Origin of the sequence: Paenibacillus mesotrionivorans (assembly GCF_046098205.1) — a bacterium.
GTDB lineage: Bacteria > Bacillota > Bacilli > Paenibacillales > NBRC-103111 > Paenibacillus_AR > Paenibacillus_AR mesotrionivorans.
On record NZ_JBJURJ010000005.1, the window covers coordinates 79941 to 94699 of the forward strand.

Below are 14759 nucleotides of genomic sequence, written 5' to 3' on the forward strand. Positions count from 1 at the left end.
GGTTCCTCCTGCTCTGCTAACCCGGTCCGAAGGCCGGAAGATTGTCACCTTCCATCATCCGGTTCCGGGCGGGTTTCTGGCAATATGCAGCAGATAACTTTTTCCTTTTTCAGGGTGATTTTGTGCAATTGTACAGGGTTTACACCATATCCAGCGGCATTTTGCGGCTTGGTTTCCTGGAGGGGCATGAGGTCATATTCGATCCCTCTGGAGCCAAGATGGTAGAGCACCTGATTCACGGCGCAGCCTGTTCCTCCGTCCGTTTCGGATTAGTTTGAGTATACCCATTCCCGTCAGGGTGTCCAAGGAGGACGTTGGGGGGCACTGATGGGGAGGCAGAGTTGACACTGGTACGACTCCATCCTGCAAAAGTGCAGTTATTTTATGGGCAGCCCCTCCATTGGGCGCGTTATCCTGCAAAAGTGCAGTTATTTTTGAGAAAACTGCCCTTTTACAGCTGTACAGGTAAAAACAACTGCATTTTTGCATTTGGAGGTGTCTCCCGGGCAAATCCGCGTAAAATAACTGCACTTTTGCAGTTAGCCCCAACCACTAGCCTATCTTTTGAGCTTATCTGATTAGCCCACCTGATGAGCTTATCTGATTAGCCTACCTGATGAGCATATCCGTCAAGTCTGTCCGATGATTTTATTCGCCAAGCCTATCTGATGCGCTTATCCGATGTGCTTACGGGCACAACAGCAGAAGCCAAAAAACCGCCCGGCGCTATCGGCTTTCGCCATAGGCAGGACGGTGATTCGCATCCATTATTTCTTCTTCGTTTTGGCCCATTCATCCAGCTGGCGCTGCTTCTCGTCGATGATCTTCTGCATCCCGGCCTCCTTCAGCTTGGCGACAAACTGGGGAATGTACTTATCCGGGTCCACCGTGCCAGTAATCAGAGAGCCGTTGAATTGGGTGATAACGGTCTGGGTGGCGGCCACTTCATTTTTTACCTTTTCAGGATCGAACACAAAACCCAAGGCGGTGGATTTTTGTGCACTGTCGTTGAATTTTTTGTATTGGTCCCAAATATCCTTGTCCTCGGTCTTCCAGATATAGGAGTTCAGCTGATTGCCGAACATCCAGGGCAGATTCAGGTTATAGGCGACGGAAGCGGCATCCACACCCTGCGGGTAATCGATGATATTATCCGACACCTTCACATAGTGCTTTCCCTCGATGCCCCAGTCCAGCAGATTCAACAGATATTTGTCCGTATACAACAGGTTCAGGAACATCATGGCCCGCTCCGGGTCCTTGGAGGTTTTGGAGATGCCGAACATGGCGCTGGTGGTGTCGCCGGTGGTAGTGTATGGTTTCGTCAGCTCCACTACAGACATGGGCATGCCTGCATTGCGGGACTCCTGATTGGCAAAACCCGGCTTCATGGATTCGCCGTAGGAGAAGGCCTTGCCTGCCTTCACGGCCAGATATTCGCTGTCCTTGTTGGTGGCCCCGTCCTTGTTGATGTAGCCCAGGTTATACCACTTGTGCATCAGCTTGGTCAGCTCCAGATACTGCGGCGTCTGGTACATATCGATGACCTTCAGATCATTGGCGCTGCGGTCCAGCACACCGGGGCCGTCCCCCAGCATGTCGAACAAGCCGTAGCCGAGAATGGCGCTGGCGGGAGAACGGTCGCTTTTCACCTGAAGCGGGGTGATGCCGGGCTCCTTCTCCTTAATGGTCGCAAGCATCGGCTCGAAGTCCTTCAGCTCCTTGACTGCAGACAGATCGAATTTATACTTGTCGACCAAATCCTTACGCATGACTACACCCTTGGTGGCGGCGAACTCCTTGTTGGCCACAACGGCATAGACCTTATTATTAATCTTGCCGCCCTCCACATAGTCGGGATTCAGCACTCCTTTGATGCCTTGACCGTACTTGTTCAGGAGGTCATCCAGCTCAATCAGCTGCCCCCTGGCCGCCTGGGAGCCCAGGAAGTACCAGGACGCAGTAAACATCAGATCAAACTGCTCATTGGAGGCAAACATCAGGTTGGTTTTGTTGGTCCAGGCGCCCCAGTCAATGGGCATAATTTCGATGGTGGCATTGATTTTTTGGGTCAGGTACTTGTTCATCTCCTCCTGTACCGCGGGCAGATCCTTGGGCACACCGCCGGACGGGAACATGATCCGCAGCTTATACGGCTTCAGCTCCGCAGCCTTGCCGGCGTCCGGTGCCTTGCTGGCCTCCGGCGCTTTGGTCGCCGCTGCTCCTGCCGCTGTTGCCGCCGCAGACGGACTGGGCGCGGATTCTTCCTTGCCGGAGCATGCCGCCAGCACCGAAGAGAACGCCAGTACAGACGATAAGGCAAAAACCAGTTGTCTCTTTCCTTTTGCCATGGAAAACCCTCCATATGAATCAATTTGATATGATAAGCCGGAGCTTGAGGCCCCGGGGTTACCCTTTTACCGCGCCGACAGTCAGACCCTTGATAAAATACTTTTGGAAGAAGGGATAGGCCAGCACAATGGGTCCGATGCCGATAATGGCCATAGCCATCCGTACGGTTTCTGTAGGCATGGCGGCAATCTGCTCCGATGCATGGTTATTGCGGGTATTCTGCACCAGAAACTGAATGTTCAGGAGAATTCGGTTCAGCAGATATTGGAGACTGTAGATCTTGGAATTGTTGATGTAGACCATGCTGTTGAACCAGTCATTCCAGTAGTTCAGCGTATAGAACAGCCCAATGGTAGCCAGCACCGGCGTGGACAAGCGGAGCACAATTTGGGCGAAAATCCGGAACTCCCCTGCGCCGTCCATATACGCCGATTCGATAATGGCCATGGGAATGGAGGTGGCGAAGAAGGTGCGCATGATCAGGACGAAGAAGCCATTCAGCAGCAGCCCGGGAATAATCAGCCCCCAGACGGAATCCTTCACGTTGACCAGTTGGGTGAACACCAGATACCACGGCACCAGGCCGCCGTTGAACAGGATGGTGAAGAAGATGAAGAAGGCCAAGGGTTTCTGGAAGGGGAAGTCCCGGCGGGATAAGGGATAGGACAGGAGCGCCGTCAAACACAGCCCCATTCCCGTACCTGTCAGCGTGACCAGAATCGTAACTCCATAGGCCCGGATAATGGTGAAGGAGTCCAGGAACAGATAGCGGTACGCCTCGAGGCTGATTTTGGCCGGGAAAAAGGAATAGCCGTTGCGGATGATGGTCATTTCATCAGTCAGGGAAACCATAAATACCAGCAGCAGCGGAAGTACGGTGCAGCATACGAAGAACCAGAAGATCAGATGGATAAACAAGGGTGTCCGTGTTTTCACTAGTGCTTCCTCCTCCTTAGAACAGCGCCTGATCGCGGTTGACCTTGCGCACCACCAGATTGGACAGCATCACCAGGATGAAGCCAACCACCGATTGGTACAGCCCCGCAGCGGAGGCCATGCCCAGATCCCCCAGCTGGAGCAGCGCCCGGTACACGTAGGTGTCAATGACATTGGTGACGGGATAGAGCAGCCCTGAATCCATCGGCACCTGGTAAAACAACCCGAAATCCGCGTAGAATATCCGGCCGATCTGCAGCAGCACCATGGTGATGATTACCGGGGTCAGAAGAGGCACGGTAATGCTTTTCACCTGCTGCCACTTGCTTGCCCCGTCGATAAGGGCGGCCTCGTAATACTCGTGGTCAATGCCGACAATAGCAGCGATGTAAATCACGCAGTAATAGCCGATGCTCTTCCAGGTGTTGACGATGACCAGAATCAGCGGCCAGTGTTTGGTTTCGTGGTACCAGGAGACCGGCTCCATCCCGAAGAACGGCAGAACGGACTTGTTCAGCAGCCCGTATTCGGAGCTGAGCAGACTGTACACCAGATAGGCGATGACCACCGCGGACAGAAAATAAGGCAGAAGCAGCGCGCTTTGGTAAAAGCTGCGCCACAGCTTCAGGCGCACCTCGTTGAGCATAATGGCCAGGGCCACTGAACAAACCAGCGTCACCACAATAAACACCAGGTTGTAAAGCAGGGTATTGCGCGTAATGACGAAGGCATCCGAGGTGCCGAACAGGAACTCGAAATTCTTCAAACCTACCCAGTCGCTTTTCCAGATACCCTTGGTGAAGTTCACATTCTTGAAGGCGATGGCCGTACCGAACATGGGCAGATAATTGTTCAGCAAGAGATACAGAATTCCGGGTGCGGCCATCAGCAGCATGGCCCGGTACCGGACTACATTCCGTATGAACCGGTTCAGCGGCCTCCGTTTTTTGAGGATGGTGGTTTGACTTGCTGCGGTTAGCTCCATTCGCATTCCCTCCGGTGTTTGATGCTTTCAGTATAGAATGGCGGGGAAGCGCTTACGAGGTGTGTTCTATCTGAAAGTATGTCAGATATTACTTATCCTCCCAGAGCGGTCCCGCAAAAAAAGGGCTCCTCCCGAAAGTCATAGATGAATACGATTCACCTGGATTGACTTTTGAGATAGCCCTTCTGATAGCCTTCGGATTTACACGTGAACACGAAATTTTGCATATGAAACGGGCAAACCAGCCCTTCTTCGTTCCGTCTGTTACTTCCCCTTCAGTTGGTCAAACACCCTTTCCTGCAGCCGGTCCGACGCCAGCTTCAGCCGCGCCTCCGGGTCCTCCGTTTTGGAGGTCAGCACATCCTGGATGACACCCGCAATTTCAGCATAACAAGCCTGGGCCTCGTACAACGGCTCCTCCTTGCCGTCAAGTAGGCGGAGCAGTGCCGGATCAAAGCGGTACACATTCTCATGTTTGTCCAAAATCCCCTGCACCTTGCCCGCGTACACCGAATCCGGACGCCAATAATTCATCAGCCTGGGCACATAAAGCTGCCCCAGCCGTTTCCGGTCGAGGATTTCCTCCTCCAAGGCCTGCAAACTTGTCTCCGTGAACATTTCCTCCGTAAGAAAGGAGAAGGCCCATTCCCGCTGGCCGGAGGTGGCATAAGGGCTGATCACATGGTAGTTGCCGCCGAATACCCCTGTATGCCTGCCGCCCTTCGCCAGCGACGGCATCGGGTATACCACCAGCTCCTCCGCCTTCATCCGGCCCTGATTGACGGCATAATCCACCACATCGCCGCTGCCGGCCATAATCATCGCTCCCCTGCCCAATGAAAAATGGTTGAAGGCGTCCAGGTAACCCATAACCCAGTTGGTGGGCAGCACCCGGGCCTCCTTCATGGCCCTGTACAATTCCAGCGTTTGCAGCCCGGCTTCTGAATACAGCGCGGACCGGATGCCTCCGTCCGCTTCGACAGCCACATCCCCGCCTGCAGCATACAGGAAGCTGACCCAATTCCAGCCTGCTTCATTGCCTTTGGTCATCGGCACGTAGCCTGCGATGCCGCGCTCCGGATCGCTTACCCGGACGGCCGCTTCCAGGAACTCATCCCATGTCCAGTCCAGAGGCGGCAGGGGAACCCCTTTTTCCCGGAACAGCTTCTTGTTCAACGTCACCGTCATCAAATAGCCTTGCTCCGGAACGGCACTGTATTGCCCGTTTACCGTAAAAGGCTTCATCAGGACGGGATTCAGCTCTCCGGTGTGGGGCCAGCGGCTCATCAAGTCCGTGATGTCGCTCATCCACTTGCGCTGCAGCAGGATTCTTCCTTCGGAGGCGTAGGTGTTGTACTCCGTGGCAATCTGATTGGTGGCAATCCGGATGCCGATCTGGTCAGGGGCATACTGCCAATTGTCCGTGTGCACATTGATCCCGGGGTATTTCTCCCGGAAGCGGGTGATTCTTTTTTGCAGGGAGGTGATCTCCACAGGTTTGTCGAAGGGGGCGATCTGCACCGTAATGTTAACGCCTTCACCGGCGGCAGGCGGCTCCGAAGGGGTGGAGACAGCAAAAGAGCTGCATCCGGCAGCCAGCAGCAGTGCAAGAAACCCGCAGATACGGACAAGTGTATGTTTGGGCCTGCTCATGGAATCCCCCCTGGTTCGGATAACGCCCGGTTTACCCCTTCAGCTCGGACGGGCTGATGCCGAAATGCTTCTTGAATATTTTACTAAAGTGCTCCGGAGATTCATACCCTACCGCTTCGGCAATCTCATAACGGCGCAGGTCTGTGCGGAGCAAGAGCCGTTTGCCCTCCTCCATCCGCAGCTTGGTCACATAATCCCAGAGGTTCAGGCCTACCATTTTTTTGAACAGATAACTGAGGTAATTGGGGCTTAAGTGGACATAATCGGCAACATCCTGCAGCTTCAGCCCCTTCTGGCTGTAGGCGGTGGCGATAAACTGGAGCGCCTGCTGGATGGAGCGGTTATTGTCCTCGGCCAGCTGCTCTTGATCGGGCATTGCCGCCCTGGCCGCCGACCCGGCTGAGGGAGAAGCTCCCGGTGCACCTGGCTGGAAATCCTCTGCGAAAAAAATGGAATGGTCCTTATGGAACCGGCTCCAGCCCAACGCATGGCAGGCCTCTAGGTACATGGCGGGAAGCTGTCCCAAGCCGCTGTGGATGGTGCTGATCCCGATTTCATGCTTCACGTGCAGATACCGGGAGATATTGGCATGGATCAGCTGGGCCAGCATCAGCAGCTGATTGGCTCCCGTTAAGGTAAAGCGGTCCCGGGAGGGATCCAGTTGGAGAATGATTTCAATGGCTCCGCCGGTGCCGCAGAAGAGGATTTTCTCCCACTTCTCCAGCGTTTCCTCCACAATGTTCAAGGCTGCATAGAGAAACAGCTGCTTATCCCGGAAGCTGAGGTTGCTGCTGCCGCTGGACCCCGCAGTCTGGAAATCCATACGCACATGGAATAGAGCATAACTGGCCTCCTCCTCCACAGCATATCCCTGGGCCTTCAGAATGGACTTGACCTCCGGCTCCCGCATCTCCTCCGTCAGGAGCTGGTTCAGAATAAAATATTTCCCTGCCTGCGCCTCCTCCGCCGCCGCCTGGGACCTGCCGGAGGTCTCCGCCAGGCCACGCAGCTTTACATCCCGGCTGGTCAGCACATGGCTCACCACCTCCAGGAATTGGGGCGGGGAGATGGGTTTGACCAGATAGTCCTTCACCCCGAAGCGGAGGGCATGACGGGCGTATTCGAATTCGCCATGGGCGGACAGCACAATAACCGGAAGGGTGGGATTCTCCACAAACACCGCCTCAATAAGCTCAATCCCGTTCATCCCGGACATTTGGATATCCGTAATAATGAGATCGACGGTCTCCAGACGCAAATAATCCAGCGCATCGAATCCGTTGTAGGCAGTGAAGACTTCCTTAATCTCCAACCCGGACCGGGCCAGCAGCGAGGAGATGCCCTTGCAGATCATCGGCTCGTCATCCACGATCAGAATATTAACCATATTTTCTCTCCTCCTGGGTTTCCCTGGCGGTATGGGCTTCCCCGTCCACAGCGGGCACAATCAGGGTCACAATGGTGCCTCCCCCCGGCCGGGGGGCATAACGGAGCCCGTACTGCTCCCCGTAATGCAGCTTAATCCGCTTCTCCACATTCCGGATGCCGTATCCCCCGTTGGGCAGCTCCTCCCGCAGAATCCGGCCAATCCGGTCGTAATCCACCGGCTTGAAGCCGTTGTCCTCCATATCGATCCGGACCCGCTCCCCCTCCAGCCTTACGGAGATGTACAGCTCCCCTTCACTGCCCATATGTTTGATTCCGTGCAGGATTGAATTTTCGGCCAAGGGCTGCAGGATTACCTTGGGGATCAAATAACCGGCGGCTTGTTCCTCAATGCTCCAGACAATCCGGTAGGAATAGTCATGACGCTTCAGCTGCAGCCTCAGGTAGGCCTCCAGATGAGTGAGCTCCTCGCGGATGGGAATCATCAGCTTGCCGCTGCTGAGGCCGATGCGCATTAGCATGGATAAATCCTTGATCATCTCCGCCGATTCCGGCGCCCCCTCAAAGGTGGTTTTCCAATAAATGGACTCCAGGGTGTTGTACAGCAAATGGGGATTGATCTGCGACTGGAGAATGGTCAGTTCGGTCTCAATCTGCTTGATCTCTAGCATGTATTTATCATGGATGGTCTGGTTCAGCCGTTCAGTCATCTGCTCGAACCGTTCCGACAGAATCCCGATCTCGTCCTTGCGGCGCAGGCCGATCCGCGGCAGCTGCCTGCCCGGCTCATAGGCCCGCATGTAGGAGGCCAGTCTGGACAAGGGCCGCAGGATCTCGCGGAAGAAGAAGATAATCGCCAGGAACAGCAGGACAAAATACAAAAGCATAACCACATGCAGCATCCGCTGGATGGAGGCGTGTTCACTTAAGATAGCCGACAATGGAAACGCATACAAAAGCTTGGTGCGGCTATCCTCACTGTGATGGGTAACGAACATCCACTCCGCCCCGTCCACCTTGACTGTGGCCACCTGATCCTGAAGCAGTCCCACCTGCGGAGGGATAGGCGCAGGCTGGCCCAGACTTTCCGTTCCCGTTCCGCTCAATACCGCATTGTTCTCGTTCAGCAGCATAATTTTACCCTTGGGAGGCAGATTGACCGTGGCCATGTCTCTTCGCAGCGCCGTATCCATCCCGGTGACCACCAGGGTTCCGATGGGCTTGTCGCCTTGGGAAATGCTGTTCATCTGGCGAAGATAAGCCAGGGTATGCTCTCCGGACGGATTAATCCCGAACCGGCGGATGACCATCAGGCTGCCCTTGCCCTTATCCGCATACGCCTGGAGGAACCAGTCATAATCCCGGAAGGAGCGGATATAGAAAACCCCTCCGGTTCTGGTGTTGGGGTCGGGTGTGAAAAAATACGTCTGCTGCTCATCGGGAATGAACAGGGAATAGTTGAACTCCGTGGTAGAGTATTGGGACAGCAGCGTGTCCATACGGATAAACCGTTCAAACCGGTCGCTTTCCGACAGCTCCGTCAGCACCAGCATCTGCTGGGTATCCTGGGCGTTCATCAGCCGCTGGGTGGCTTCGTCCATGGACATGAGCACCCGGTCCAGCGTCAGGTGGTTGGCCTTCACCAGCTGAAGCATGGTTTTGCCCACCTGATCCTGAGTGGCCCCCTCTACCCGTATGGCGATGATTCCGTCGATAACCAGGATAGGCAGCACAATAAAAAACACAAACATCAGAATCAGCTTTTGGCGGAGGTTCATTCTGTTCACCCAGGCTGCCAACGGCCATCCATCCCTTCGGGCGGGTCTCGATCCCATTATTATGAAGGAAACCGCCGCGGGAAACCAGAGGCAATATTACGAGCTTCAGGTGCCATCTTACGAAAAAAAAGCCCCCGGCGCTTTAACTTCAACGCGGAGGCTTCTCGCCATAATATAAATCCTATTTGGCTGCAGGCCGCAAGGCCCGGGCCGACTTGAATACAGTCCAGCCCACATCCATAAGCAGCACCGTCAGCGCCAGCTGCCAGCCCCCGTTCTCCCAGAGGGGCCCGGCCAGCCGGTACAGCCACGCCGCGGCAGGCTGGAGCACATAGACCATAACGAACACCAGCAGGGTCCAATACAGGGAGAAGCGCAAACAGACCAGACCATCCAGTTGGAAGCTGCATCCCTCGTAGCTCCAATACTGCTTGTGGAACACATGGCGAAGCATCAGCCCGCTTATATATTCCACTGCCGTCGGCACGGTAAAGGCCAGAAGGACCATCACCCACAAGGGCGTATCCGGTCCGGAGAGCAGAAGAAGCAGCACGGGGGCGAAGCCGTACATAGGCTTCCAGGGTCCCGTCAAAAATCCCTCTCCCGCAAATCTCCCCTCCACCGCCCGGTGGTAACCATGCTCCAGCATCCAGCCCATACAGGCGTACAGCAGAAAGTAAAACAGAATACCGGGCCAATCGTCCAGCGGTAAATAGGCCGGAGCACCGTAGCCCAAATAACCGGACAGCACTTCCATCCGCCACGCCTCCTCCCACAGGATTTTCCCTGTGGGTTAGGATGCATCAGGAGAAGGATAAATATTCCTTGGCGGTCTGAACAGGTTCCGGCAAGGGGGTTTCCTCTTCCTCCGCCGGCCGGTTCATCTTGAGGGCGCCGGCGATCATCAGCTTCAGCCGGTTCAGCTGGTTCACCTCGGCTGCGCCCGGATCATAATCGATAGCCGCCAGATTGGCATGGGGGTAACGCTCCTTCAGCGTCTTGAACATGCCTCTGCCTGTAATGTGGTTGGGCAGACAGGCGAAGGGCTGGAGGCAGGCGATATTATGGACCCCGTCCTCGATCAGCTCCACCATCTCGGCGGTGAGCAGCCAGCCCTCCCCGCATTGATTGCCCAGGGATACCAGCCCCTCCACCTTGCGGGTTAGCTCCATGATGGTATGGGGCGGCGTAAACCGGGTGCTCTTGGACAGAGCCGCACGCATTTCCGTACGGTAACCTTCGAGAATTTTGGTGACCGCCTGCATGGCAAGATGCTTGCTTACTTTCCGGTTCAGCTTTTTATAATAAAAGTCGGAATCATAGATGCAGTACAAGAAAAAGTCCAGCAGGTCCGGCACCACGGCTTCCATACCCTCCTGCTCCAGGTAACCCACAATATCATTGTTGGCGCCGGGATGGAACTTGATGAGGATCTCACCGACCACACCCACGCGGGGTTTGCGGCCATCGTGAAGGGGAAGCCCCTCGAAATCCTCCACAATGCTGCGGATGGTGGCTTTGTACACATTCCGTTTTCCGGAACGGACAGATTCCTTGCAGCGGTCCATCCACTTCCGGAACAAGGCTGCAGCTGCTCCCGCCTCCAGCTCATAAGGCCGGGTCCGGTACAGGAGCCGCATCAGCAAATCCCCATAAGCAAAGGCCATAACACCCTTGTTCAGCAGCCCCAGAGAAACCTTGAAGCCCGGGCCGGAGGGTTCGGAGGTGAAGCCCAGGGGGATCACCGCCACATCCCCGAAGCCCGCATCGGCCAAAGCCTTGCGCAGGAAGCCGATGTAGTTGGTAGCCCGGCAGCCGCCTCCGGTCTGGGTAATCATCACGGAGGTGTTCTTCGGGTCATACTTGCCGGACTTCAGGGCCGACACCAGCTGGCCCACCACCAGGATGGAGGGGAAGCAGGCGTCATTGTTCACAAACTGCAGACCCGCATCCACCGTTTTTTTGTCGGTGGTTGTAATCACCTTCAGATTGTAGCCTGATGCCTGGAAGGCCTCCTCCAGCAGCTCGAAGTGGATCGGCGACATCTGCGGCACCAGAATGGTATGGTTCCGGCGCATGTCCTCGGTGAACAGCCTCCGGGTACGTTTGCCTCTACCCGGCGCTGCTGCAGCCGCCGCCGTACCGCCGGTGTCCGTTCTCTTCCGCTCCAACGCCCGGCGTTCCTCCATGGCCGCCAAGAGGGACCGGATGCGGATGCGCACCGCCCCCAAATTGCTGCCTTCGTCGATCTTCAAGAGGGTAAACATCCGGCCGGACTGCTCAAGAATTTCCTTCACCTGGTCTCCGGTAATGGCATCGATGCCGCAGCCGAAGGAGTTCAGCTGCACCAGCTCCAGGTTCGGCTCACGGGCCACCAGAGAGGCAGCCGCATACAGCCGGGAATGGTACATCCATTGATCCACGAAGGTCAGGGGACGCTCCACCTTCTCCAGATGGGCAACGGAATCCTCCGTTAGGACGGCAAGCCCCATTCCTGCTACCAGATCAGGGATACCGTGATGGATTTCCGGATCCAGATGATAAGGGCGTCCCGCCAGCACAATGCCCCGCTGCCCCGTAGCCTTCAGCATCTGCAGGGTTTCCTCCCCCTTGCGGCGGATATCCGCCTGGGCCCGGGTTTCCTCCTCCCTGGCCGCCAGCACCGCCGCCTCCACCTCATGGCGGGTGACGCCGTACTCCTGCAGCTCCTCATACAGCCGCCGGGCCAGGCGCTCTGTATTGTCATAGGGCAGATACGGGTACAGGAAGGGCACTTCCCGCTCCTTCAGCACATCCAGATTGTTGTGCAGCACCTCCGGGTAGGAGGCCACAACCGGACAATTGTAATGGTCGTTGGCATCGGGATGTTCGTTGCGCTCATAAGGCAGGCATGGATAAAAGATAAACCGCACATCCCGTTTCGCCAGACTGGTGACATGGCCGTGTGTCAGCTTGGCCGGGAAGCAGACCGTATCCGAAGGTACGGACTCCAGTCCCTGCTCATACAGCCGCCGGGTGGACTTGGGCGACAGCTCCACTCTGAACTTCAGGGCCGTGAAGAAGGTATGCCAGAAGGGATAATTCTCGTACATGTTCAGCACCCGAGGAATGCCCACCTTGCCCCGGACCGCTTCCTCCTCCGGCAGGGACTTGTAGCCGAACAGCCGCTTGTATTTGTAATCGAACAGATTGGGCGTATCCCCGCAGGACTTCTCCCCGCCAGCTCCCCGTTCGCAGCGGTTGCCGGTCACGTGGCGCCTGCCGTCGCCGAAGCTGTTCACTGTCATCAGACATTGGTTGCCGCACAGCTTGCAGCGCTCCATCTTCGACTCGAAGGCCAGGAGCTCCAAGGCCTCCGCACCCAGAAGCGTGCTGCGCTCATTGGCGGCGCCGCGTTCACGGGCGATCAGGGCGGCGCCGAAGGCGCCCATGATGCCGGCAATCTCCGGCCGCACCGTCTCCCGGCCCGTCAGCCGTTCAAAAGCCCGCAGCACCGCATCATTCTTGAAGGTTCCTCCCTGAACGACGATATGCCGGCCCAGCTCCTCCGGGTTGCGAATCTTGATCACCTTGTACAGGGCATTATGAATTACAGAGTAGGATAGCCCCGCAGAGATTTCCCCCACGGTAGCGCCTTCCTTCTGGGCCTGCTTCACCTTGGAGTTCATGAAGACGGTGCAGCGGGAGCCCAGGTCCAAGGGCTCCTTGGCCAGCAAGGCGTTCTGCGCGAACTCCTCCACATTCATCTGCAGGGATTCGGCGAAGGATTCCAGGAAGGAGCCGCAGCCCGACGAGCAGGCCTCGTTTAGCATGATGCTGTCGATGGCCCCGTTTTTGATCCGCAGGCACTTCATATCCTGGCCGCCGATATCGATGATCAGATCCACCTCCGGCAGGAAATAGCTTGCCGCCTTATAGTGGGCCACCGTCTCGATCTCGCCCCATTCGGCACCCAGCGCCGCCTGGATCAGCCCCTCGCCGTACCCGGTAATGGTGGCACCGGCTACAGTGGCTCCCGCAGGCATCTCCTGGTACATCTCCCGCACGATGGAAACTGCCGATTGAAGCGGTTTGCCGCCGTTGCGCATATACCGGGTAAACAAAAGGTTGCCCTCTTCGTCGATCAGGGCCGCTTTGGTGGTGGTGGAGCCGGCATCGATCCCTAAGAAGCATTTGCCCGCATAATCAGCCAGGCTGCGCTGCCCTACGGTCCGGTTATGTCTATGCCGGAACTGCTCCAGCTCCTCCTCCGAGGCAAACAGAGGCGCAAGCCTGCCGGAGGCCTCCTCACGGGCCTCGAACAGCCGGGGCAGGGATGCTCCCAGAGACTTGATGGTCACCGGCTCATCTCCACGGGCGGACAACGCCGCCCCCATAGCCACGTACAACTGGGAATGCGCAGGCATGATCACCTGCTCCGGAGGCAAAGCGAGGGTTTCGATAAAACGCCGCCGCAGCTCCGTCAGGTAGTACAGAGGTCCTCCCAGGAATGCCACATTGCCTTTGATTTTTTTGCCGCCCGCCAACCCTCCGATGGTCTGGTTTACCACGGCTTGGAAGACGGAGGCGGCAATGTCCTCCCGGTTGGCGCCTTCATTCAGAAGCGGCTGCACGTCCGTTTTGGCGAACACGCCGCAGCGCGAGGCGATGGGGTACAGCGTCTGGTAGCGGCCTGCCAGCTCGTTCAAGCCTGCCGCGTCAGTCTGGAGCAGCGCCGCCATCTGGTCCACGAAGGCTCCCGTGCCGCCGGCACAGGCGCCGTTCATCCGCTGGTCCACCGTCCCCTGGAAAAACGTGATCTTGGCATCCTCGCCCCCCAGCTCAATGGCCACATCCGTGTGGGGGATAAACCGCTCCACCGCCTCCGTTCCGGCCACCACCTCCTGGATGAAGGGCAGACCCAGCCACTTGGAGACGGCAATGCCGCCGGAACCGGTTACGCGCACAGATACGCTGGAGCCGGAATAACGGACACAGGCCTCTTTTAACAAACGAAATGTTGTGGTGCGGATATCCGAGTAATGGCGTTCGTATTTGTCATAGATCAGCTGCCCATGCCCATCCAGAATCACCAGCTTTACAGTTGTGGAACCGATATCCAGTCCCATGCATAACCGATCCCTCATGTGTGTTCACACTCTTTCTACTGCCAACCCGAATTGGCATATGAAGTCTATCTTCCCATTATAATGCCGAACCCGCCCGGACGTAAGACCTTAATTATCATTATTCAAATCTTTACAGACATAGGCTATGCTTTTATTCTCCGGGAAAGATGACCATTCACACTTTGTTCACTTGTTGCCTTCCATAGAGGCGGTTATAATTAACCAAAATTCAATTTACAACTTCATAATTCAATCAGCTGGATGATGTTAGCGGGAGATGAAACCATCGTTTCAACCGAAGGGGTACGCTCTCAGGTGCTTCCGAACAGGAAGCGGGACCGTTAACGGACAGCACTCTGGAGAGATCCATTATTGGGCGCCGAAGGGGCACGGCAGGCAATACCTGCTTAAACTCTCAGGCAAAAGGACAGAGACGGGTTCACTTGGAAGGAATGCTCCGCGTTTATGTTTATTGACATGGGTATTTTCCTTGCTGTTATTTATGCATACCCGTATTTTCCCATACCTATAATCGGTTTTTCAGAGTCGGATCCTATGGAT

Annotated in this window: 9 protein-coding genes and 1 riboswitch; all 9 genes read right to left on the reverse strand. The window is 56.2% G+C overall.

Annotated elements, in window-relative coordinates:
• Nucleotides 1-44: 44 nt before the first annotated feature.
• The 9 genes from ACI1P1_RS08760 to ACI1P1_RS08800 all read right to left on the reverse strand — a co-directional run bounded on the left by ACI1P1_RS08760 (nt 45) and on the right by ACI1P1_RS08800 (nt 14216).
• The gene (locus tag ACI1P1_RS08760; protein WP_416215995.1) at nt 45-239 is read right to left on the reverse strand and encodes a hypothetical protein; all 195 of its coding nucleotides are present in this window, start codon (nt 237-239) and stop codon (nt 45-47) included.
• Between the two features lie 528 nt (nt 240-767).
• Nucleotides 768-2351, reverse strand: coding sequence for an ABC transporter substrate-binding protein (locus ACI1P1_RS08765; RefSeq protein WP_416215996.1), 1584 nt, complete (start codon nt 2349-2351; stop codon nt 768-770).
• A 58-nt stretch (nt 2352-2409) separates the two neighbouring features.
• Nucleotides 2410-3288, reverse strand: a complete 879-nt coding sequence (locus ACI1P1_RS08770) for a carbohydrate ABC transporter permease (protein WP_416215997.1) — start codon at nt 3286-3288, stop codon at nt 2410-2412.
• Between the two features lie 16 nt (nt 3289-3304).
• A complete protein-coding gene (locus tag ACI1P1_RS08775) occupies nt 3305-4279 on the reverse strand; it encodes an ABC transporter permease (protein ID WP_416215998.1) in 975 nt (324 codons plus the stop codon).
• A gap of 258 nt (nt 4280-4537) precedes the next feature.
• The gene (locus ACI1P1_RS08780) at nt 4538-5926 is read right to left on the reverse strand and encodes an ABC transporter substrate-binding protein (protein WP_416215999.1); all 1389 of its coding nucleotides are present in this window, start codon (nt 5924-5926) and stop codon (nt 4538-4540) included.
• Nucleotides 5927-5957: 31 nt separating this feature from the next.
• Nucleotides 5958-7313 (reverse strand): response regulator transcription factor, encoded by a 1356-nt coding sequence (locus ACI1P1_RS08785; RefSeq protein WP_416216000.1) that lies wholly within the window; start codon nt 7311-7313, stop codon nt 5958-5960.
• A complete protein-coding gene (locus ACI1P1_RS08790; RefSeq protein ID WP_416216001.1) occupies nt 7306-9111 on the reverse strand; it encodes a sensor histidine kinase in 1806 nt (601 codons plus the stop codon). Before ACI1P1_RS08790 ends, ACI1P1_RS08785 begins: the two co-directional genes overlap by 8 nt.
• Nucleotides 9112-9271: 160 nt before the next feature.
• Nucleotides 9272-9847, reverse strand: a complete 576-nt coding sequence (locus ACI1P1_RS08795) for a putative ABC transporter permease (RefSeq protein ID WP_416216002.1) — start codon at nt 9845-9847, stop codon at nt 9272-9274.
• A 46-nt stretch (nt 9848-9893) separates the two neighbouring features.
• On the reverse strand, nt 9894-14216 hold the full coding sequence (locus ACI1P1_RS08800; RefSeq protein WP_416216003.1) for an acyl-CoA dehydratase activase-related protein: 4323 nt from the start codon (nt 14214-14216) through the stop codon (nt 9894-9896).
• Between the two features lie 328 nt (nt 14217-14544).
• Nucleotides 14545-14639, forward strand: a riboswitch (glycine riboswitch).
• Nucleotides 14640-14759 lie beyond the last annotated feature (120 nt).